Below are 19,843 nucleotides of genomic sequence, written 5' to 3'. Positions count from 1 at the left end.
GGCTGCTGCGATGACCATCCTCGAAATCTCCGCAATGTCGAAATCCTACGGTGAGGGCACAAGCCGCACCGACGTTCTCGACAACGTCAATCTCAAGGTCGACGAGGGCGAATTCATCGCCATCGTCGGATACTCGGGATCCGGCAAGACCACCCTGATCTCCGCGCTGGCCGGGCTGATCGCCCCCGATGAAGGCGGCGTGATCTTCCGCGGCAAGGAAATCAGCGGCCCGGGCCCGGAACGCGGTGTCGTGTTCCAGTCCTACTCGCTGATGCCCTGGCTGACCGTCGCCGGCAACGTGGCGCTCGCCGTGGACAGCGTTCACGCGGCAATGCCCAGGCATCAGCGGGCCGCGATCGTCGATCGCTATGTCACCATGGTCGGCCTCGCCCATGCCCGGGACCGCAAGCCGGCCGAGCTGTCGGGCGGCATGCGCCAGCGTGTCGCCGTCGCCCGGGCGCTCGCCATGCAGCCGGATGTCCTCCTGCTCGACGAACCGCTGTCGGCGCTCGATGCGCTGACACGTGCCAAGCTCCAGGACGAGTTCGCCAGCATCTGCCAGGAAGAGAAGAAGACCATCATCCTCGTCACCAACGATGTCGACGAGGCCATCCTCCTGGCGGACCGCATCATCCCGTTGACACCCGGTCCCCGGGCAACGCTCGGCCGCGAGTTCCGGGTTCCCTTCGCCCATCCCCGTGACCGCGCCGACATGAACTCCGACGAGGCCTTCATCCGGCTGCGCGGCGAGATCACCGGCTACATGATGGAACTGGGGACGAGCCGCGGCTTGGAAGAGGAACGGGCGATCGACCTGCCCAACGTGGTGCCGATCGATCCGGCCGGCAGGGACAAGGTTCCCGACGCCTGGCTGCAGGCCTCCGCCTCGTCGCGGGACGCGCGCTTCCTGGAGTTCTCGCAACTGACCAAGGTCTACCCGACGCCGAAGGGCCCGCTGACCGTTGTCGACGGTTTCGAACTGAAGATGCGCAAGGGCGAGTTCGTCACCCTCATCGGTCACTCGGGTTGCGGCAAGTCGACCGTCCTGTCCATGGCCGCGGGGCTGAACGCCATCACCGAGGGCGCGGTCATCCTCGACGGCCGCCATGTCACCAGGGCCGGGCCGGATCGTGCGGTGGTCTTCCAGGCGCCATCGCTGATGCCGTGGCTGACAGCCTACGAGAATGTCGAGCTTGGCGTGGACCGGGTCTATCCCGGGGCATCGGATGCAGAGCGGCGCGACGTGATCGAGTACTACCTGCAGCGGGTCGGCCTGGCCGATGCCATGCACCGCCCGGCACTCGACCTCTCCAACGGCATGAGGCAGCGCGTCGGCATTGCCCGCGCCTTTGCCCTGTCGCCGAAGCTCCTGCTCCTCGACGAACCGTTCGGCATGCTCGACAGCCTGACCCGCTGGGAGCTGCAGGATGTGCTGATGGATGTCTGGGCGCGTACGGAGGTGACCGCGGTCTGCGTCACCCATGATGTCGACGAGGCCATCCTTCTGGCCGACCGCGTGGTGATGATGTCGAACGGTCCGCGGGCCCGCATCGGCAACATCATGGAGGTCGACCTGCCGCGGCCGCGCTCGCGCAAGGGCCTGCTCGATCATCCGGACTACTACGCCTACCGCGAGGAACTGCTGGAATTCCTGGAGGCCTACGAGGGCGGCGCCAACCCGACCGAAGCCCAGCTCAAGTCCATTTCCGAAAAACGCGCGCACCGGATCGCGCGACAGAAGGGATCGGCCCCTTTGGCGGCCGCGGAGTAAAGACATGACCCAGAAACGTAAGCTCGTGATCATCGGCGCCGGCATGGCGTCGGGCCGTCTGGTCGAACACCTCCTGGAACGCGATCCGCAGGCCTTCGACATCACGCTGTTCAATGCCGAACCGCGCGGCAACTACAATCGCATCATGCTCTCGCCGGTGCTGTCGGGCGAGAAGTCCTGGGCGGATATCGTGACCCATGACGATGCGTTCTATGCCCACAATGCCATCACGACCCGCTTCGGCGAACACGTGGTGAGGATCGATCGCGAGGCGAAGACCGTGCACGGCGAGAAGGGCAGCGTGCCCTATGACGATCTCGTCATCGCCACCGGCTCGGCGCCCTTCATCATTCCCGTCGAGGGAAGGGACCTGCCCGGTGTCGTGACCTATCGCGACCTCGACGACACCAACGCCATGATCGCCGCGGCCGAGGCCGGCGGCAAGGCGGTGGTGATCGGCGGCGGCCTGCTCGGCCTGGAAGCGGCAGCCGGTCTCAAGGAACGCGGCATGGACGTGACCGTGATCCATCTCGCCGGGCACCTGATGGAACGCCAGCTTGACGAAGCGGCGGGATATCTCCTCAAGCGGGACCTGGAGGGCCGCGGCATCAAGGTTCACTGCAAGGCATCGACAGCCGCCATCCTCGGCTCCGATGCCGTGGAAGGCGTGCTCCTGGAAGACAACACCGGCTTCGAGGCGAGCCTCGTCGTCATGGCGGTCGGCATCCGCCCGGAAACCCGGCTGGCCGTCGATGCGGGCATCGAGGTCGCGCGCGGCATCTCGGTGACGTCCGCGCTGACCACCCTGAACGATCCGTCCATCCACGCGCTCGGCGAATGCGTCGACCTCGACGGACAGCTGTTCGGTCTGGTGGCGCCGCTCTACGACCAGGCGGCCGTGCTGGCCGACAATCTCCTCGGCGGGGAATCCCGCTTCGTGCCGAAGGAACTGGCGACCAAGCTCAAGGTGACCGGGGTCAACCTCTATTCGGCCGGCGATTTCGCGGAAGGCGAGGGCCGCGAGGAAATCGTCCTGCGCGATGCCATGGCGGGCATCTACAAGCGCCTTGTCCTGAAGGACAACCGCCTGATCGGCGCCGTGCTCTACGGTGACACGGCCGACGGTCCGTGGTTCTTCGACATGATCCGCAATGGCACCGACATCGCGGAAATGCGCGAGACGCTCGTCTTCGGCCAGGCCTACCAGGGGGGATCCCCGCTGGACCCTATGGCGGCCGTTGCAGCCTTGCCGCCTGAGGCGGAGATCTGCGGCTGCAACGGCGTCTGCAAGGGCAGGATCGTCGAGACCATCACCGCCCGGGGGCTGACCTCGCTGGACGAGGTCAGGGCGCACACCAAGGCATCGGCCTCCTGCGGCACCTGTACCGGCCTTGTCGAGAAGGTGATGGCGCTGACGCTCGGCGACAGCTACAACCCGGCCGCCGTGACGCCGGTCTGCGGCTGCACCGATCTTGGCCACGATGACGTGCGCCGGCTGATCAGGGCCGGTGGCCTGAAGACCATTCCCGCGGTCATGCAGGCGTTGGAATGGAAGACCTCCGGCGGCTGTGCCAAGTGCCGCCCGGCGCTCAACTACTACCTGGTCTGCGACTGGCCCGAGGACTATTCCGACGACTACCAGTCCCGGTTCATCAACGAGCGCGTCCACGCCAACATCCAGAAGGACGGCACCTATTCGGTCGTCCCGCGCATGTGGGGCGGCGTGACCTCGTCGAAGGAACTGCGCGCCATCGCCGACGTCGTCGACAAGTTCGCCATTCCGACCGTGAAATGCACCGGCGGCCAGCGCATCGACATGCTCGGCGTGAAGAAGGAAGACCTGCCGGCGGTCTGGGAAGATCTCGGCAAGGCCGGTTTCGTCTCGGGCCATGCCTATGCCAAGGGCCTGCGCACGGTGAAGACCTGCGTCGGCTCCGACTGGTGCCGTTTCGGCACGCAGGATTCCACCGGCTTCGGCATCCGCCTGGAAAAGTTCATGTGGGGGTCGTGGACGCCCGCCAAGGTGAAGCTCGCCGTCTCCGGCTGTCCGCGCAACTGCGCCGAGGCAACCTGCAAGGACATCGGGGTGATCTGCACCGATGCCGGCTTCGAGATCCATTTCGCCGGTGCGGCGGGCCTGGAGATCAAGGGCACCGACGTCCTCTGCCAGGTCAGGACCGAGGACGAGGCGCTCGAGATCATCGTCGCCCTGACGCAGATGTACCGCGAGCAGGCGCGCTACCTGGAGCGCATCTACAAGTGGGCGGCCCGCATCGGCCATGACGAGGTGCGGCGCCAGGTCGTCGAGGACACGGACCGCCGCAGGGCCTGCTTCGACCGCTTCGTCCTGTCCCAGAAATTCGCCCAGGTGGATCCCTGGAGCGAGCGCGTCTCGGGCAGGGACAAGCACGAGTTCAGGCCAATGGCGACCCTTTCGATGGAGGCTGCGGAATGAATGCCATGACACGCAACTGGGTCGTCGTCGGATCCATCGACGACATTCCGCGCCAGGGTGCGCGCTGCGTGAAGAACGGCGACATGACCATCGCCGTTTTCCGTACCGCCGATGACCGGCTTTTCGCACTGGAGGACCGGTGTCCGCATCGCGGAGGACCGCTCAGCCAGGGGATCGTGCACGATGGCTGCGTCACCTGCCCGCTGCACAACTGGGTGATCTCGCTCGAAAGCGGAAAGGCGCAGGGCGCCGACGAGGGAGCGACGCAATCCTTCCCGGTGATGCTGGACGCCGGGACCGTGCTCCTGGATCTCGGTGCCGGAGGCTGACATGCAGGGCAGCGTGCGCACGGCCTGTCCCTATTGCGGTGTCGGGTGCGGGATATTGACCACGACGGAGGCCGATGGTTCGGTGACCGTAAAGGGCGATCCGGATCATCCGGCGAACTTCGGCCGGCTCTGCTCCAAGGGGAGCGCGCTCGGCGAGACGCTGGGGCTGGGCGGCCGTCTCCTGCACCCCGAGATCGGCGGGGCCCGCGCCTCCTGGGACGAGGGGCTGGACCACGTGGCCGCCCGCTTCTCGCAGACCGTTGCCCGGCACGGACCCGACAGCGTCGCGTTTTATGTCTCCGGGCAGATCCTGACCGAGGATTACTACGTCGCCAACAAGCTGATGAAGGGCTTCATCGGATCGGCCAACATCGACACCAACTCGCGCCTCTGCATGGCCTCTTCCGTGGCCGGCCACCGCCGCGCCTTCGGTTCCGACACCGTGCCGGGAACCTACGAGGACCTCGAGGAGGCCGACGTGGTCGTGCTGGCAGGATCGAACCTGCTCTGGTGCCATCCGGTGCTCTACCAGCGGATCGCAGCGGCACGGCAGCGCCGTCCGGAGATGCGGGTGGTCCTGGTCGACCCGCGCCGCACCAGGACGGCCGACCTCGCCGACAGCCACCTGGCCATCGAGCCGGACAGCGATGTGGCATTGTTCAACGGCCTCCTGAACTGGATCGTCGCCAACGGCCACGTGGCGCGCGACTGGGTGGAGGCCCATACGGCGGGTCTGGGAGAGGCGCAGGTGGAAGCCGCGCGCTGGACCACCGAAGCCGTGGCCCGGACCACCGGCCTGTCCGGGCGCGAGGTGCAGGAATTCTACCGCCTCTGGTGCGGGAGCGAAAAGGTCGTGACCTGCTATAGCCAGGGCGTCAACCAGTCGGTGGCGGGGACCGACAAGGTCAACGCGATCATCAACTGCCACCTGGCCACGGCGCGCATCGGCCGGCGCGGCATGGGGCCGTTCTCGCTCACCGGCCAGCCCAATGCCATGGGGGGCCGCGAGGTCGGCGGCCTGGCCAACATGCTGGCCGCCCACCTGGACATTGAGAATGCCGATCATCGCACGCTGGTGCAGGATTTCTGGCAGGCGCCGCGGATGGCCGTCAGGCCGGGCCTGAAGGCCGTGGAGATGTTCCAGGCGGTGGCCGACGGGCGCATCCGGGCGATCTGGATCATGGGCACCAACCCGGTTGTCTCGATGCCTCAGGCCGACCGGGTCGCCGAAGCGCTGGCCGCTTGCCCCTTCGTTGTCGTGTCGGATGTCGTCGCGCAAACCGATACGACGCGCCTCGCCCATGTGAAACTGCCGTCGCTGGCCTGGGGCGAGAAGGACGGGACGGTGACCAATTCCGAACGCCGGATCTCGCGCCAGCGCGCCTTTCTTCCGGCGCCCGGCGAAGCCCGTGCAGACTGGTGGCAAATGGCGCAGGTCGGGCAGCGGATGGGGTGGGGCCGGGCCTTCGACTGGCCGGACGCGGCCTCGATCTTCGGCGAACACGCGGCCCTGACCGGTCGCGGCAATGCTGGCCGGCGCGATCTGGACATCGGCGCCCTGGCCGGACTGCCGGGCGCGGATTACGACGCCCTGCCGCCGTTCCAATGGCCGCAGGCAAAGGCGTTCGATCCGGCCCGGACCACGCGGTTCTTCGCCGACGGCGGGTTCTTCACGCCGGACCGCAAGGCACGCTTCATCCCCGTTTCGCAGCCGGCGGGAACCATCGCCGGTCCCGGCGTGATGCGGTTGAACACGGGCCGCATCCGCGACCAGTGGCACACGATGACACGCACCGGCCGCTCACCCCGCCTGAGCGCCCATATCGCCGAACCCTATTGCGAGATCCATCCGGCGGATGCCGCGCGTCTCGGGATCGGGCCGGCCGACCTGGTGCGGCTCTCCGCGGGCGATGCCGCCATCGTGGTCCGTGCCATGGTCTCGACCGGCCAGAAGCCGGGCAATGTGTTCGTGCCCATGCACTGGAACGGGACGACGGCATCGGCGGCCAGGGTCGACGCGCTCGTCGCCGCCAACACCGACCCCGTCTCCGGCCAGCCGGCCTCGAAAGGGTCCATGGTCACGGTCCGCAAGGCCGCGTTCTCCTGGCATGGCTTTCTCGTCAGCCGGGAAAGGCCACGTGTCGACCGGCTCGACTACTGGGCCATGGCGCCGGCCGACGCGGGCTGGCGGCTGGAGTTCGCCGTCAACGAGGACCCGGGAAACCTGGTCCGGTTCCTGCACGGCCACCTCGCGCTGCCGGCCGGCGACGATACCCTGACCGCGCTCGATCAGTCGCAGGGCATCCTGCGGGCGGCGACCTTTTCCGGCAGCCGGATGAGCGCGGCCATGTACATGGCGCGCACGCCTGCGGCGCTGTCGCGCAGCTTCGCCGTGCAGCAGTTGCTGGCCGAGTTCGGCACGCCGCAGGAACGCTGGCGCGTTCTTGCCGGGCGGCCTCCGGCAGACATGCCGGACAAGGGCGCAATCGTCTGTTCCTGCATGGGGATCGGCGCCAACCAGATCGCCGATGCCGTGCGCGCCGGCTGCCGCGATGCCGAGGACGTCGGGAAACGGACGGCAGCGGGAACCAGTTGCGGTTCCTGCCGGGCCGAAATCATGGAGATCATACATGCCCACACGATTGCCGCAGCCGAGTGACCTTGGACGGGTGACGCTGGTCGGTGCGGGACCGGGCGATCCGGACCTGCTGACGGTCAAGGCGCTCAAGGCACTGCAGTCCGCCGACGTGATCCTGTTCGACGACCTGGTGTCGGACGAGATCCTGGCACTGGCGCGCGAGACGGCGCACCGGATGCTCGTCGGCAAGCGCGGCGGGCGCGAAAGCTGCCGGCAGGACGACATCAACGACATGATGGTGCGCCTCGCCAGGTCGGGCCGCCACGTGGTCCGCCTCAAGGGCGGCGACCCGATGATCTTCGGGCGGGCCGGCGAGGAGATCGAGCGGCTCAACGCCGAGGGCATCCCGGTCACCGTCGTGCCGGGCATAACCTCGGCACTGGCCATGGCCTCGTCGCTCGGCATTTCCCTGACCCATCGCGATTGCGCCCAGTCGGTCCGTTTCGTGACCGGCCACAGCCGCAAGGGCGAACTGCCCGATACGGTCGACTGGCAGTGCCTCGCCGATCCGGCGACGACGACGATCTTCTACATGGGGGGCCGCATGGCGGCGGCGATTTCCCGGCGTCTTGTCGCGGCAGGGCTTTCCGGTGAAACGCCCGTGGTCATGGCCGCCTCGGTCAGCCGCCCCGGGGAGGCCCGCTGGTTCGGGCGCCTGGCGGACCTTGCCCTCGGTGCCACGACCCTGGGTCTGGAAGGGCCGGTCATGATCGGCATCGGGCAGGTCTTTGCAGCACAGGCCGCGGCCGCATGTCGGGAAGGGCCGTCAGGCCCCGTTGCACGGGTCGCCGGCATGGCGTGATGCGCCGCCGGCCGTCACCGCGATCAAAGGCACCCCGCGCCAGCAGCCATCCGATCCGACCGGTCCCGAGGACGCCGCGCCCTGGCCGCAAGTGAGACCGGCCTGTGCCTTTCACCCGGCAAGGCCGGTCCTGCACTCGGCAATCACGGCGAGCGCCCGGTCCGGATCGTCGAGCGTCTCCGCGAGGGCCAGCGCGACCTTGGCGAGATAGACCTCGCTCTGTCCCGCTCCAACGGCGTCGATGGCCTCGGCGAGGGCCTCGTAAATGGTCTCGATCTGTTCGCGTCTCATGCGGCTTCCTCCTGCAGCGCGAGGATGTCGGTCAGGGTCTTGCGCACGGCTTCCGGGCGGGCATGCCGCCAGCGCGCGGCGATGTGAAGGTCGGGCCGCACGAGGTAGGCGGTGCCATCCACCGCGCCATACCGGTCTGCTGCCGGTCCGTCGGCGGGAAGCGCCACCTGCGTGATGCCGGGCAGGGCCGGCATGTCGTTCGTGCCGAACAGGATCAGCGTCCACGCTTCGCCGAGGCGGTCGGACAGGAAGCCGCCGTCCAGCGCCGCGTCCGGCATCATGGCGCCGGGCACCGGTCCGGCCGGGAATGCCGGGTCGTCGCCGGCCGTCGCCGGGCTTTGCGCATAGGTATAGGGTGTCATCTGCCGCGGATTGGCGAGCATGCCGGCGCTCGGGCGGGTCAGCGCAAGCGAGAGCGCGGCATCGCGCATCACCCGCCATCCCTTGCTGGGAGGCGTCATGAAGCGGGTGCTCTTGCTCGCATTGGCGAAGACGTCGAGGGTCGCTCCCCGCCGCTCCGGCGTATAGCTGTCGAGAAGCGCCTCGCCGGCCATGCCCTGGATGACGGAAGCGAGTTTCCAGCCGATGTTGTGCCCGTCGGCGATGCCGTTGTTCAGGCCGCGCACGCCGAAAATCGGCACGATATGGGCGCTGTCGCCGGCAAAGAAGATCCGTCCCTGGCGATAGTCGTCGAGCAGCAGCGTGTTGGCCGAATAGATGCTCCACCATTCGAGATCCCAGTCGCCCTGGTGGCCGATTTCGGCCAGCACGCTGGCAACGGCTGCGCGCACGTTTTCTTCCCGCGTCGCTTCCTCGGCGCTTTCATCCTCCCGCAACTGGTAGTCGATACGCCAGATGTTGTCGGGCTGGCGATGGATGAGGACGGTGCCGCCGGGCCGCGACACCGGGTCGAACAGTGCACGCCGGATCGTCGGGTAGTCGTGATCCATCTGCACGTCGGCAATCACGTAGCGCCCTTCGTAATTCTCGCCCTTGAGCCGCAGCCCGCACAGCCCGCGGATGGTGCTCCGGGCGCCGTCGGTGGCGATCACCCATTGCGCGGGCAGGGTGTAGGTGCCGTTCGGGTCGGCAACGGAAAGCCGTACCTGGCCGTCACCCTCGGCAAGACCGGTGACCTCGCTCTGCCAGCGCGTCTCGATCAGGCCGGACCGGGAGACGGCGTCCCACAGGAAGGCTTCGATATATTGCTGCTCGAGATTGTACATCGGGCGGAATTTCTCGTCGCCGCTGTCGGGCATGGCGAACTCGAGGATCTGCTGCCCGCGGTAGAAGCTGCGCCCCAGCGTCCAGCCGAGTGATTTCTCGAGAAATGGCGCAACCACGCCGAGGTGGTCGAGAATATGGAAACTCGACCGGGAAATGCAGATGGCCCGGCTGCCGTCGTTGAACGTGGCCTTGTTGTCCAGGAGGATGCTGCGCACGCCGTGATGGGCGAGCGTCAGGGCGGCGACCATGCCGACGGGACCCGCTCCGACGATGGCGACCGGCCGCTCGGGTTCATCTGCCGGGCGATGCGGTGGCGCGAAATGGGGATAGGTGAAATAGAGCGAGTCCAGCTCGCCTCGACCTGCGGGACGCATGACAGTCTTCCTCCGTGCTCTGATCATCGTATAACGGCTCTGCCCTGTGAATTCTGTCCTGTTTTTGGGAGGACACTGCTTGGAAACCGCAACCGGGACGCTGCTGGAAGCCATCGACGCCTGCCTTGCCAGCCAGGGCGAAGCCGGCTGGACGGATGCCTTCGTCGATCTCGTCGGCAGGACCGGGGCGGCGCAGGTCATGGTCTTCAGCTATGCCGCCGATGCGGCCGCCTGCCTTCTGTCGCGCAATTTTCGCGCCCAGGCGCTGGGCCGCAGCCTCGGGGCGGAATACCTGCGTGGCTGGTTCCGCCAGGATCCAGTCCATGACATCGCGCTCGGGATGGCGCCGGGGTCCCTGCGCTGTATCGACAGCCGCGACATCGCCGGGAACATGTCCGCCGACTATCGCGCGCGGTTCTATGACCGGCCGGGGCTGGCCGGCAAGACGGCCGTGGTCGCTGCCGGCCCCTCTCTCAGGCTGGCAGTCAACCTCTACCATGCGGAAAGCGACGGGATCGCGGCACCGCGGCCGCTGGAGACGATCATCGGCCGCCTGGCCCTGGCGCATTTCGAGGCCCGTACCGAGCCGGGTTACCCGTTGCCGCTGGCCGTCCTGTCGGAGCGCGAACGCGACGTGTGCCTCGGCATCCTGTCCGGCCGGAAAGCCGAGGCGATTGCCGCCGATCTGGGGATCGCCGCGACGAGCGTCGTGACCTACCGCCAGCGCGCCTACCAGAAACTCGGCATCTCCTCGCGCGGCTCCCTGTTCGCGCTCTGCGGACGGTGACGGTGCGATCGCCGGGACGCGATGGCCGCCGGGTCAGAACGCGGACGGGTGCCAGCCGCCGTCGATGAGGAGGTTCTGCCCGGTCACGTAGCCGGCACCGGCGCTGCACAGGTAGGCGCAGGCCTGGCCGAACTCCGACGGTTCGCCGAACCGCCCCGCCGGCAGCGTGGCGAGGATGGCCGCACGGTAGGCCTCCGTCGTCGTGCCTTTCATCTGCGCGGAGACCACGTGGCTGTCCATCAGCCGGTCGGTGGCGAACATGCCCGGCAGCAGGAAGTTGATGGTGACGTTGTCCTTGACGACGGATCGCGCGACGCCGGCGAGGAACCCGGTCAGTCCGGCGCGGGCACCGCTGGACAGGTCGAGACCGAGGATCGGCATCTTCACCGAGGCCGAGGTGATGTTGACGATCCGGCCGAACCTGCGCGCCTGCATGCCGTCGATGACCAGCTTGATCATCTCGATCGGCGCGATCATGTTCTGCTCAAGCCCGCGGCGCATGGCGTCCGGGTCCACCTCGCGGAAATCCTTCAGCGGCGGGCCGGCATTGTTGTTCACGAGGATGTCGGGCTCCGGGCAGGCCGCCAGGAGGGCGGCCCGGCCTTCGGGGGTGGAGACGTCACCGACGACAGGCGTCACGCTTGCGCCCGTCTCCCGCTCGATGTCGCTTGCCGCCTGCTCGAGCCGTTCGCGGCTGGTGCCGTTGATCGTCACCAGGACGCCGTTGCGCGCCAGTTCGGTGGCGCAGGCGCGGCCCAGTCCCTTGCTCGAGGCGCACACGATGGCGTGCCGTCCGCCGATGCCCAGATCCATGGCAGAAATCTCCTGGAAGGCGTCGCGCGCGAGGATGTCTGACCCCGCGCGCGCCGTGTTGTCCGCCGGTCAGGGCTTGGCCCAGCCGCCGTCCTTGATCATCATCGCTATGCCGCCCATGTGCGGGATGCGGTTCTCGTCGAAGGTGAGCTTGCCCTGGCCCATGACGATCGGCATGTCCTTGGTCGCGGCCATGGCATCGCGCAGGCTGTCGCGGGTCACGTCGCTGCCGGCATTGCGGATGGCATTGGCCACCGTCTGCATCATCGTGTAGCCGGTCGCCGCCCAGAGGTCCGGCGCGTTGCCGTAGGCCTTCTGGTAATTGGCCGCGAAGGCGGCCGCGCTTTCAGACGAATCGGCCACGAAGCTTGCCGGGAAGATCGTTCCCTCGATGGCCGAACCGCCGGCATCGATGAATTTCTGCGATCCGGCGCCGGAATCGCCCGCCAGGATGGTGTCGGGCTCGAGGCCGGCCTGCTTGGCCTGGATGATGATGTTGGCGGCCTGTTCCGGCGGTGCGGTCACGAACAGGCAGTCCGGCTCTGCCGAAACGATCTTGGTCGACAGGGCCGTGAAGTCGGTGTCGGCGGCCAGGATGCCCTCGTCGCCGACGATGTTGACGCCCGCCTTCTCCAGGCTGGCGCGGAACACGTCTCGTTGCCGCACATAGCCTTCATTGTCGCGGATGGTCACGACGAAGCAGGACTTCGGTCCCATGGAAATGACCTGTTCGGCGACCGGCGCCAGGTAGGCATCGGCGGTTTCGGTCGACTTGAAGATGTAGGGGCCGGCCTCCAGCACGGCGGGCGACGTCGCCGTGGTGAACATCGGGATCTTCAGGCTGTTGGCCACCGGGCCGGTCGCCATCGCCTCGGAGGTCGCGATCGGTCCGATGATGATGTCGGCGTTTTCCGATTCCGCCATCCGCGTGATCAGCGCGATGGCCTCCTGCTTGTCGGAGCGGTTGTCCTGGTAGACGATGTCGACCTTGTTGCCGCCCCAGCCGTTGCCGGCGCTGATCTCGTCGGCGGCAAGCTTCATGCCGTTGACCAGAGGCACGCCGACGAAGGCGTAGGTCTGGGTGGTGGAGACGACGACGCCGACCTTGACGTCATCGGCCAGGACGGGCGTCGCCAGGGCGATCGCCGTGGCGGCAAGGCACGATAGTTTCAGTTTTCTCATGGTCATTCCTCCCTTTCGCGGTGTTGCGGCCAGCCTCAACCCTGGCCGAGATAGGATGCGGTGATGTCGGGATCGTTCTGCAGGTCGGCGCTTCTCCCGGATTTCACGAGGACGCCCTGTTCGATGACGTAGGTGCGGTCCGAGGCCGACAGCGCCAGGTGCGCGTTCTGCTCGACCAGCAGGATGGTCAGGCCCTGTTTCTTCAGTTCCGCCAGGGCCGAAAAAACCTGGGCGATGATCACCGGGGCCAGGCCGAGGCTGGGTTCGTCGAGCAGCAGCAGCCTTGGTGCGCCCATCAGGCCGCGGGCGATGGCCAGCATCTGCTGCTGCCCGCCGGAGAGCGACCCGGCGAGCTGTTCGCGCCGTTCCGCGAGGATGGGAAACAGCGCGAAAATGTCGTCGAGGCCATGGGTCGGCGTGCGCCCGTGCATGGCGGTTTCGCCGATCAGCAGGTTTTCCAGCACCGACATCTCCGAGAAGACATGGCGGCCCTCGGGCACCTGCAGGATGCCGGCTTGTGTCACCGTCCAGGGCGCGCTGCCCGTCAGGTCCCTGCCCTGGAAGCGGACCGAGCCCGCCGTCGGGCGGACAAGGCCGGAAACGGTATTGAGCAGGCTGGATTTGCCCGCGCCGTTCGGCCCGATGAGCGCGACCGTCTCGCCGTCCGCGACCTCGATGGAGACGCCGCGGAGCGCGCGGATGCCGCTGTAGCTGACCTGGATGTTCTCCACGGTGAACATGCGGGCTAGCCTCCCAGGTAGGCGGTAATGACCGCCGGATCGTTGAGAACCTGCTCCGGCGTGCCCTCGCAGATCAGCCGGCCGCCGTCGAGCACGTAGACCCGGTTGCAAAGGCGCGACACGAAACGGACGTTGTGCTCGATCAGCAGCACGCCCTTGCCGCTTCCGGCGAAGCCCTGGAAGATCTCGGCCAGGGCGTCGCTTTCCACGTCGTTCATGCCGGCGATCGGTTCGTCGAGCAGGATGAACTGCGGATCGGAGGCCAGGGCGCGCATCATCTCCACCTTGCGCTGGTGGCCGTAGGAGAGGCCGCCGGCGGGGTAGGCGGCAAGGCCCGCCATGCCGAACCTGTCGAGGAGCGCCATGGCGCGGTCCCGCATGTCCCGTGTTTCCCGGTTCGCCGACCCCAGGCCGAGCAGGGCAGCCAGGGTCGAGGAATGCTCGTGCCGGTGAAACCCGACCATGATGTTGTCGATCACGCTGGCTTCCGGCAGCAGGCGGATGTTCTGGAAGGTCCGCGCCAGCCCGGCCCGGCAGATCTCGTGGGCAGCGGCGCGGGTGATGTCGTTGCCGGCCACGCTGATGGTGCCGCCGGTCACCGGGAGCATCCCCGTGATCATGTTGACGATGGTGGTCTTGCCCGCGCCGTTGGGGCCGATGAGGCCGGTGATCTGGCCCGCCGGAACCTCGATATCGACCTTTTCGGCCGCGATCACGCCGCCGAAATGCTTCGAGACATTGTCCAGCTTCAGGACGCTCATGACGCGCCCCCGGACAGGCGCAGGCGGCGGTCGCGCACCTGCTGGATCACGGTATCGGCAATGCCCTTGGGCAGGTAGTTGATGACCACGATCAGCATGGCGCCGTAGATCACCATGCGGTTGGCGGCGAGCGGGCGGGCCAGTTCCGGCAGGATGATGAGGATGGCCGTCCCGATCAGCGGGCCCAGGACCGAGTTCCGGCCGCCAAGGATGACGTAGGACAGGATGGTGATGAGCAGGTGGAAGCCGAACTGGTTGGGGTCGAGAGCATAGGAATGGTAGGCCTGCAGGCCGCCGAACAGACCGGCCAGCGCGCCGGAGATGGCGAAGGCGAGCGACTGGTGCCAGGTGATGGAAATGCCGAGCGACGCCGCCACCGCCTCGTCCTGCCGGATGGCGTTGAAGGCGCGCCCCAGCCGGTTGCGCTCGATCGCCCAGACCAGGTAGGTGACCGCGGCTGCGGCGATCAGCAATGACCCGGTTCCCACCGACTTCGGAATGCCGTTGAGGCCCATCGCCCCCCCGGTCAGACCCTCCGAGTAGATGTTGAGCGACACGACGATCTGGATGAAGGCGACGGTGGCGATGGCCTGGTAGACGCCGCGCAGGCGGGCGAGGGGAATGGACAGGAAGAGCGCTGCCAGCATCCCCGTCAGGGTGCCGGCGGTCAGCCCGAGGAGCGGATGGGCGCCAAGCTTCACCGCGAAGATGCCCGCCGTGTAGGCGCCGATGCCGGCAAGCGCGGCGCTCGCCAGCGAGAACACGCCCGCCCGCAGCACGATATACTGGCTGAACGCCAGGCCGAGGTGCAGCAGGTAGAGGTCGAAGAGGGGAAGATAGCCCGCGATCAACTGGCTCATCGGCGGCCCCTCAGGTTGCCGGCTTCCTCCTTGCCCATCAGCCCGTGCGGGCGGAACAGCAGCAGCAGGAACAGCACCGCGAAGATGACCGTGTCGGTCAGGCCCGAGGGCAGGTAGGCGATGGTCAGCGTCTGCCCCATCCCGAACACGAGGCTGGCCAGCAGCGCGCCGGGGATAGAGCCGAGCCCGCCGAGGATGATGACGACGAAGCCGGCCATCAGGTACGGCTCGCCCATCACGAAATTGATCGAGTTGAAAGCCAGGCCGACGAGCACCCCCGCGGCCCCGGCCAGCGCACCGGCCAGGAAATAGGTCTGGGAATAGATCCGGTTGGGGTTGATCCCCATCAGCATGGCCGCATGCTCGTTGTTGGTGACGGCGCGGACCCGCCGCCCGAACGACGTCCGGTAGATGAAGTAGCCGAGGATGATGACGAGGATGATGGCCGCCGAGGCCATGAACAATTGCAGCATCGAGACCCTGAGGCCCCAGAACTTGAAGATCACGACGGGGAAGGTCTCGAAGGGAAAGCGCAGCACCTGCGTCATCGATACCTGCTGGGCGATCGACATGATCACCAGCCCGGCGCCGATGGAGGAGATGATGCCGCCGAACTCCTCGTCGCCGGTCTTGCGCAACCGCCGGAAGCAGACAAGCTCCACCAGCACCGAGAGCAGGCCAGAGGCAACGATCGCCAGGATGAAGCCGAGCCACAGCGGGCCTCCGCCGGCAACCGTGTAATAGGCCACCATCGCGCCGGTCATGAAGATCGCGCCATGCGCCAGGTTGAGAATGCGCTGGATGCCGAAGACGAGCGTGAAACCCAGCGCGAACAGCGCGTAGACGCCGCTGACAACCACGCCGTTGAGAAGCTGTTGCGCCAGCATCAGCAGGCCGCGACCAGAGTGCTCGAAGCGTCCGCACCGGCGTTGACCGGACAGGTCATGATCAATTTTCCCTCCCTTGATCCCCGGACTTTCCTGTTCCCGCGTCCATGTAGATCGAAATAGATATAATCGAAATTGGCGTAATTGACTTCCCGTGTCAATTCTCGCCGCCCAGTGGCGAGAAGGCCGTCGGCAGCAGGACCTTGCTTTCCTGCGACTGCAGCAGCGGCAGGATATCGGCGAGGAAAGACCGCCAGACCGGTTCGCGCATCAGCGCGGCGCGGCGTTCGGCCCGGTCGTCCAGCGAGGCATAGCCCCACAGGTGGACGGTCTGGTTCAGCGGGCCGGTCTCGGTGACGAAATAGCCGATGAGGTTGCCGAGGATCCGCTGCTGAAGGGCGCGGGCACCGCTTTCCTCGTATGTCTTCATGAACACCGGGACAGCCCCGGGATGGAAGGTGTAGGTTCTCTGTTCGACGATCAACGCGCTGCCTCCTTCACTTGTAGCTGACGCCGAGCGCCAGCCCGCCATCCACGACCACCGACGTGCCGGTCGTCCACTGGGCGCAGAGGAGATAATGCGCGGCTTCGGCAATCTCCTCCGGGGTGCCGATGCGGCCCAGCGGGTGATCGTCCTCCATCGATTTCAGCCGGGCGAGGTTCTCCCCGAAATCCTTGGCGATGCCGGCGCGGACGTTGATCTCGGTCGGAACGGCGCCGGGGATCAGGCAGTTGACGCGGATGCCGCGCGGCCCGAGCTCGGCTGCAAGGACGCGGCTCAGCACCTCCACTGCGCCCTTGGATGCGGCATAGGGTGAGGCGCCGGGATAGGCGCGCCGGGTGTGGACAGAGCCGATGAAGAGCACCGCGCCGCCGTCGCGTTCGAGGTGCGGAACGGCGAGTCCCGTCAGCGCCATGCCCGCCACGACATTCGTGTTCATGAGCCGCGCGATGTCCTCGGCGGCGAGGTCGGTGATCGGCCCGCGCAGAATGTTGCCGGCGGTGTTGACCAGTCCCTGCAGCCCACCGCCGTGCGCCACGGCGGCCTCGACCATGCGGCGCCGGTCGTCGGCGTCGGCCACGTCGCCCTGGACGATGGCACAGCCGGGCCCGATTTCGCCGGCGACGGCTTCCAGTTTCCCGGCCCGGCGGCCGGAGATCGTCACCTTCGCCCCCTGGCCGGCCAGGTGGCGGGCGATGCCGGCGCCAAGTCCGGTTCCGCCCCCGGTCACGAGGAAGGACATGCTCGAGACATCCTGCATTCTATCGCTCCTGTTCCCGGCCCGTCGCGATGCGGGCGCCCCGCAGCAGAAGATCGCGGTACCCGGCGTTTTCCGTCGCGGTGAGGTCGTGGCCAAGCGACAGGTAGACCCGGCGGCCGCTGGCGGTCATCACCGGTTGCGCTGTTTCGACGTCGGCGCTGGTGGCCGTCGCGAGAACCGCGGTTTCCGGCGCGAGCACCATGGCGCAATAGAGCTCGTCCCAGATCCGGAACTGCCGCGTCCCCGTGTCGACGTCGACATAGCCCGGCGCCGGGTGGTGCGACTGCCCCCAGACCCAGCCGGCCCCCAGCATCGCCGGCCACTCCGGCCAGGTGTCGAAACAGATCGCTGCGGTGTGGAGGCCGAGCAACCCGCCGCCGCGCTCCAGGTGGCGGGTCATGGCTTCCCGGGCGTCCGGCGGCGGATCGAAGGCGAAAGCCGCGCGGAAGGGTTCATACTTGTCGGCCTGGGTCATCGACCAGGACAGCGCGTTGACGGTGACGAGGTCGAACGCCTCATCGCCAAGCAGCCGGAATCCCTCGGCGACGCCGGCGATGCGCGAGGAGATGCCCTCCGCTTCGAGATGGCGGGCAATGCTGGCGGACGTCTCGTCGAACGGGTGGAAGATTCCTCCCGACAGGATCAGGTTCTTCATGCCGGCCGCTTCGCCCGTGGCAGTTGCGTCAGGAGGCTGACCGAGACGCCGCCATCGACGACGAGATGATGCCCGTTGATGTAGGAGGCCTTGTCGCTGGCGAGGAAGGAAACGGCATTGGCAATGTCTTCCGCCAGGCCGAGGCGCTTGGAGGGAACGGCGCCGGCGCGCAGCGCGCGCACCTCCGGATCGGCGTAGAAAGGGGTTGAAATGCCGGCGTCGATGAAGCCGGGCGCGATGGCGTTGACCCGCAGGCCCGACGGTCCCCATTCCAGTGCCATCATCTCGGTCAGCTTGTGCAGCCCGGCCTTGGCGGCAGGGTAGCCGCCGGAACCCGGTCCGGTCGTGATCGCGTTGATCGAGGTGATGTTGACGATGGAACCGGACCCGCGCTTCAGCATGCGCCGAGCCGACGCGCGCGCGACGATGAAGGCGCCGATCAGGTTGACCTCGACCACTTTGCGGAAGTCCGCCAGGTCGATCTCGGCCAGCGGGGCGAACCGGCCGATGCCGGCATTGTTGACGAGAACGTCCGGCGTTTCGCCGAACCGGTCGAGCGCGGCCTCGACCGCGGCCTCGTCGCAGACATCGGCAATCAGCGGATGGAAGCCGTGCTGGCTGGCGGCGTCGTTGACCGCCTTCTCGTTCAGGTCGAGGATGGCAACCTTGTAGCCGTCCTGCGCCAGTTGCCGCGCGCAAGCCAGGCCGATATCGCCGCTGCCGCCTGTCACGATGGCTGATCTCACGCCGTCCACTCCTTGCTGGTGTCGAAAACGATCGGGTAGTAGCCCCAGTTCGGGCGGGCCGTGTGCTCGGCCATGCGCGGTGCGTCGTCCGGATCGGGGCGCGCGCCGGACCGGAACAGGTGGCGCAGGAACAGGGTGATCGTGCCGAACTGGTGGGTGGCCGGGTCGGTGTCGTCCTTGGCCACCACGCCGCCGTCGAGGTCGCGGCCGAGGCAGGTATGGGTTCCGGTTCCGAACGTGTGGCCGAAGATCTGGTGTGGCGCCTTCACGCTGCGCAGCGGATTGAACCGGTCGGCATCCGGTCCGAAGATGTCCGGGTTGCGGTTGGCCTCGGCAAGGCGGAACTCGACCATCTCCCCGTCTTCGAGGTCGCCGGCACCGTCGAGCGACATCGGGCAGGTGGCCCGGCGCCAGGCGACGGGGCTGGCCGGATGCAGCCGCAGGCTCTCGTGAACGCAACGCTGGAAAAACAGCGGATCGGCCTGCAACCGCTCCCACCGCGAATGGTCGCCGCCGGCCCAGGTCTGGATGTCGTGGAACGCGTGGATGGTCGAATTGGCCGTCGAATGGGCGCCGGCCTGGAGATAGAAGGCGATTTCGCGGGTGAGCAGGTCGGGCGTGAATTCCGCCGGGTCACCCTTCTGCAGGATGACGGTCAGAACGTCGCGCGGCAGGTCTTCCTCGCTGATCCTGCCCGCTTCCGCCTGCGCCAGGAGATCCTTGCGTCGCGCCACCGAAGGCTCCAGGAAGCGCGGAACGAAGTCGGCGATCGCCGCCTTCACCTCGGCGCGGACCTCGTCTTTCGGCCGCGTGGAATGGACCATGGTCGCGCCGGCCGAAAAGGTCTCGACCAGGTGCAGAAGGTGCGCGGTCTCCGCCGCCGACTGTTCCGGACGGTCCACCCCGGCGAAGTCGGCGGTCAGGTTCATCGTCACCCGGTAGCCCAGGTCGACGAGATCGGTGCGCCCGAGCGCCATGTCCGCCGCGATCGTGGCGTCGAGCGTCGCGGGAAAGACCGTCTTCTCGTACCAGTGGAAGAAATCGCGCCGAAAGACCCGGAACTCCAGCAGGCGGCGCTTGCGATGCGCCTCGCCGTGCAGCGTCAGCAGGGTGCCGTCCATGATGACCGCGCCCTCGTCATAGAGCGCCTGCCTCAGGTTCGGATGCCGCAGGCCGGCAAGGATCTGGTCCGATTGCGTGATGATTTTCGGCTGCGACACGCCAGGCCTCCCTCCCGCGGTCCCGAGCGTCTTCGCCTTCAGA

The 19,843-nt window shown here is 67.4% G+C and carries 18 protein-coding genes and 1 pseudogene; 6 read left to right on the top strand and 13 right to left on the bottom strand.

What is annotated here, in order from left to right:
- Nucleotides 1-10: 10 nt before the first annotated feature.
- The 5 genes and pseudogenes from CSC94_RS12035 to cobA form a co-directional block, all read left to right on the top strand.
- Entirely contained in the window at nt 11-1,771 is a 1,761-nt protein-coding gene (locus CSC94_RS12035) for an ABC transporter ATP-binding protein (RefSeq protein ID WP_099306590.1), read from the top strand.
- Nucleotides 1,772-1,775: 4 nt separating this feature from the next.
- Complete coding sequence (nirB, locus tag CSC94_RS12030; protein ID WP_099306589.1) at nt 1,776-4,226, top strand: nitrite reductase large subunit NirB; 2,451 nt, start codon at nt 1,776-1,778, stop codon at nt 4,224-4,226.
- A 5-nt stretch (nt 4,227-4,231) separates the two neighbouring features.
- The gene (gene nirD, locus CSC94_RS12025; RefSeq protein ID WP_165784419.1) at nt 4,232-4,555 is read left to right on the top strand and encodes a nitrite reductase small subunit NirD; all 324 of its coding nucleotides are present in this window, start codon (nt 4,232-4,234) and stop codon (nt 4,553-4,555) included.
- A 1-nt stretch (nt 4,556) separates the two neighbouring features.
- Nucleotides 4,557-7,214, top strand: a complete 2,658-nt coding sequence (locus CSC94_RS12020; RefSeq protein ID WP_099306587.1) for a nitrate reductase — start codon at nt 4,557-4,559, stop codon at nt 7,212-7,214.
- Nucleotides 7,210-7,995 (top strand): annotated as a pseudogene (gene cobA / locus CSC94_RS12015) (uroporphyrinogen-III C-methyltransferase); the annotation flags it as partial. The gene CSC94_RS12020 and the pseudogene cobA, both read left to right, overlap by 5 nt.
- A 111-nt stretch (nt 7,996-8,106) precedes the next feature.
- On the opposite strand, the gene CSC94_RS12010 reads toward cobA, so the two are convergent.
- Nucleotides 8,107-8,286, bottom strand: a complete 180-nt coding sequence (locus CSC94_RS12010; RefSeq protein WP_099306585.1) for a DUF2783 domain-containing protein — start codon at nt 8,284-8,286, stop codon at nt 8,107-8,109.
- Complete coding sequence (locus CSC94_RS12005) at nt 8,283-9,887, bottom strand: FAD-dependent monooxygenase (RefSeq protein ID WP_099306584.1); 1,605 nt, start codon at nt 9,885-9,887, stop codon at nt 8,283-8,285. Before CSC94_RS12005 ends, CSC94_RS12010 begins: the two co-directional genes overlap by 4 nt.
- A gap of 79 nt (nt 9,888-9,966) precedes the next feature.
- Between CSC94_RS12005 and CSC94_RS12000 the strand changes: the two genes are divergently transcribed.
- Nucleotides 9,967-10,674 (top strand): helix-turn-helix transcriptional regulator, encoded by a 708-nt coding sequence (locus CSC94_RS12000; RefSeq protein WP_099306583.1) that lies wholly within the window; start codon nt 9,967-9,969, stop codon nt 10,672-10,674.
- 33 nt (nt 10,675-10,707) lie between these two features.
- Here CSC94_RS12000 and CSC94_RS11995 read toward each other — a convergent pair whose 3' ends face one another.
- The 11 genes from CSC94_RS11995 to CSC94_RS11945 all read right to left on the bottom strand — a co-directional run bounded on the left by CSC94_RS11995 (nt 10,708) and on the right by CSC94_RS11945 (nt 19,800).
- Nucleotides 10,708-11,487: an SDR family oxidoreductase gene (locus CSC94_RS11995; protein WP_099306582.1), complete on the bottom strand. Its 780-nt coding sequence runs from the start codon at nt 11,485-11,487 to the stop codon at nt 10,708-10,710.
- Between the two features lie 69 nt (nt 11,488-11,556).
- Complete coding sequence (locus CSC94_RS11990; RefSeq protein ID WP_165784414.1) at nt 11,557-12,669, bottom strand: ABC transporter substrate-binding protein; 1,113 nt, start codon at nt 12,667-12,669, stop codon at nt 11,557-11,559.
- A 35-nt stretch (nt 12,670-12,704) separates the two neighbouring features.
- Nucleotides 12,705-13,409: an ABC transporter ATP-binding protein gene (locus CSC94_RS11985; protein ID WP_099306580.1), complete on the bottom strand. Its 705-nt coding sequence runs from the start codon at nt 13,407-13,409 to the stop codon at nt 12,705-12,707.
- Between the two features lie 5 nt (nt 13,410-13,414).
- Nucleotides 13,415-14,170: an ABC transporter ATP-binding protein gene (locus CSC94_RS11980; protein WP_099306579.1), complete on the bottom strand. Its 756-nt coding sequence runs from the start codon at nt 14,168-14,170 to the stop codon at nt 13,415-13,417.
- Nucleotides 14,167-15,030, bottom strand: a complete 864-nt coding sequence (locus CSC94_RS11975) for a branched-chain amino acid ABC transporter permease (RefSeq protein ID WP_099306578.1) — start codon at nt 15,028-15,030, stop codon at nt 14,167-14,169. The genes CSC94_RS11980 and CSC94_RS11975 overlap by 4 nt, the downstream gene beginning before the upstream one ends.
- Entirely contained in the window at nt 15,027-15,917 is an 891-nt protein-coding gene (locus tag CSC94_RS11970; protein ID WP_099306577.1) for a branched-chain amino acid ABC transporter permease, read from the bottom strand. Before CSC94_RS11970 ends, CSC94_RS11975 begins: the two co-directional genes overlap by 4 nt.
- 157 nt (nt 15,918-16,074) lie before the next feature.
- Nucleotides 16,075-16,401 (bottom strand): NIPSNAP family protein, encoded by a 327-nt coding sequence (locus CSC94_RS11965; protein WP_099306576.1) that lies wholly within the window; start codon nt 16,399-16,401, stop codon nt 16,075-16,077.
- Between the two features lie 13 nt (nt 16,402-16,414).
- Nucleotides 16,415-17,179: an SDR family NAD(P)-dependent oxidoreductase gene (locus CSC94_RS11960; protein ID WP_099306575.1), complete on the bottom strand. Its 765-nt coding sequence runs from the start codon at nt 17,177-17,179 to the stop codon at nt 16,415-16,417.
- Nucleotide 17,180: 1 nt separating this feature from the next.
- Nucleotides 17,181-17,834: a ThuA domain-containing protein gene (locus tag CSC94_RS11955; RefSeq protein ID WP_099306574.1), complete on the bottom strand. Its 654-nt coding sequence runs from the start codon at nt 17,832-17,834 to the stop codon at nt 17,181-17,183.
- Nucleotides 17,831-18,580 carry an SDR family NAD(P)-dependent oxidoreductase gene (locus tag CSC94_RS11950; RefSeq protein ID WP_099306698.1) on the bottom strand — a complete coding sequence of 250 codons (750 nt, stop codon included), beginning with the start codon at nt 18,578-18,580 and terminating at the stop codon, nt 17,831-17,833. Before CSC94_RS11950 ends, CSC94_RS11955 begins: the two co-directional genes overlap by 4 nt.
- Nucleotides 18,577-19,800, bottom strand: a complete 1,224-nt coding sequence (locus CSC94_RS11945) for a cytochrome P450 (RefSeq protein ID WP_099306573.1) — start codon at nt 19,798-19,800, stop codon at nt 18,577-18,579. Before CSC94_RS11945 ends, CSC94_RS11950 begins: the two co-directional genes overlap by 4 nt.
- Nucleotides 19,801-19,843 lie beyond the last annotated feature (43 nt).

The organism is Zhengella mangrovi (assembly GCF_002727065.1).
In the GTDB taxonomy this organism is placed as follows: domain Bacteria; phylum Pseudomonadota; class Alphaproteobacteria; order Rhizobiales; family Rhizobiaceae; genus Zhengella; species Zhengella mangrovi.
This window is presented reverse-complemented; position numbering and strand designations above follow the sequence as displayed.

Coding starts and splice junctions, on each gene's coding strand:
- CSC94_RS12035 (WP_099306590.1), top strand. CDS start 11: ATGACCATCCTCGAAATCTCCGCAATGTCGAAATCCTACGGTGAGGGC.
- nirB (WP_099306589.1), top strand. CDS start 1,776: ATGACCCAGAAACGTAAGCTCGTGATCATCGGCGCCGGCATGGCGTCG.
- nirD (WP_165784419.1), top strand. CDS start 4,232: ATGACACGCAACTGGGTCGTCGTCGGATCCATCGACGACATTCCGCGC.
- CSC94_RS12020 (WP_099306587.1), top strand. CDS start 4,557: ATGCAGGGCAGCGTGCGCACGGCCTGTCCCTATTGCGGTGTCGGGTGC.
- CSC94_RS12010 (WP_099306585.1), bottom strand. CDS start 8,286: ATGAGACGCGAACAGATCGAGACCATTTACGAGGCCCTCGCCGAGGCC.
- CSC94_RS12005 (WP_099306584.1), bottom strand. CDS start 9,887: ATGCGTCCCGCAGGTCGAGGCGAGCTGGACTCGCTCTATTTCACCTAT.
- CSC94_RS11995 (WP_099306582.1), bottom strand. CDS start 11,487: ATGGATCTGGGCATCGGCGGACGGCACGCCATCGTGTGCGCCTCGAGC.
- CSC94_RS11990 (WP_165784414.1), bottom strand. CDS start 12,669: ATGAGAAAACTGAAACTATCGTGCCTTGCCGCCACGGCGATCGCCCTG.
- CSC94_RS11985 (WP_099306580.1), bottom strand. CDS start 13,409: ATGTTCACCGTGGAGAACATCCAGGTCAGCTACAGCGGCATCCGCGCG.
- CSC94_RS11980 (WP_099306579.1), bottom strand. CDS start 14,170: ATGAGCGTCCTGAAGCTGGACAATGTCTCGAAGCATTTCGGCGGCGTG.
- CSC94_RS11975 (WP_099306578.1), bottom strand. CDS start 15,030: ATGAGCCAGTTGATCGCGGGCTATCTTCCCCTCTTCGACCTCTACCTG.
- CSC94_RS11970 (WP_099306577.1), bottom strand. CDS start 15,917: ATGCTGGCGCAACAGCTTCTCAACGGCGTGGTTGTCAGCGGCGTCTAC.
- CSC94_RS11960 (WP_099306575.1), bottom strand. CDS start 17,179: ATGCAGGATGTCTCGAGCATGTCCTTCCTCGTGACCGGGGGCGGAACC.
- CSC94_RS11955 (WP_099306574.1), bottom strand. CDS start 17,834: ATGAAGAACCTGATCCTGTCGGGAGGAATCTTCCACCCGTTCGACGAG.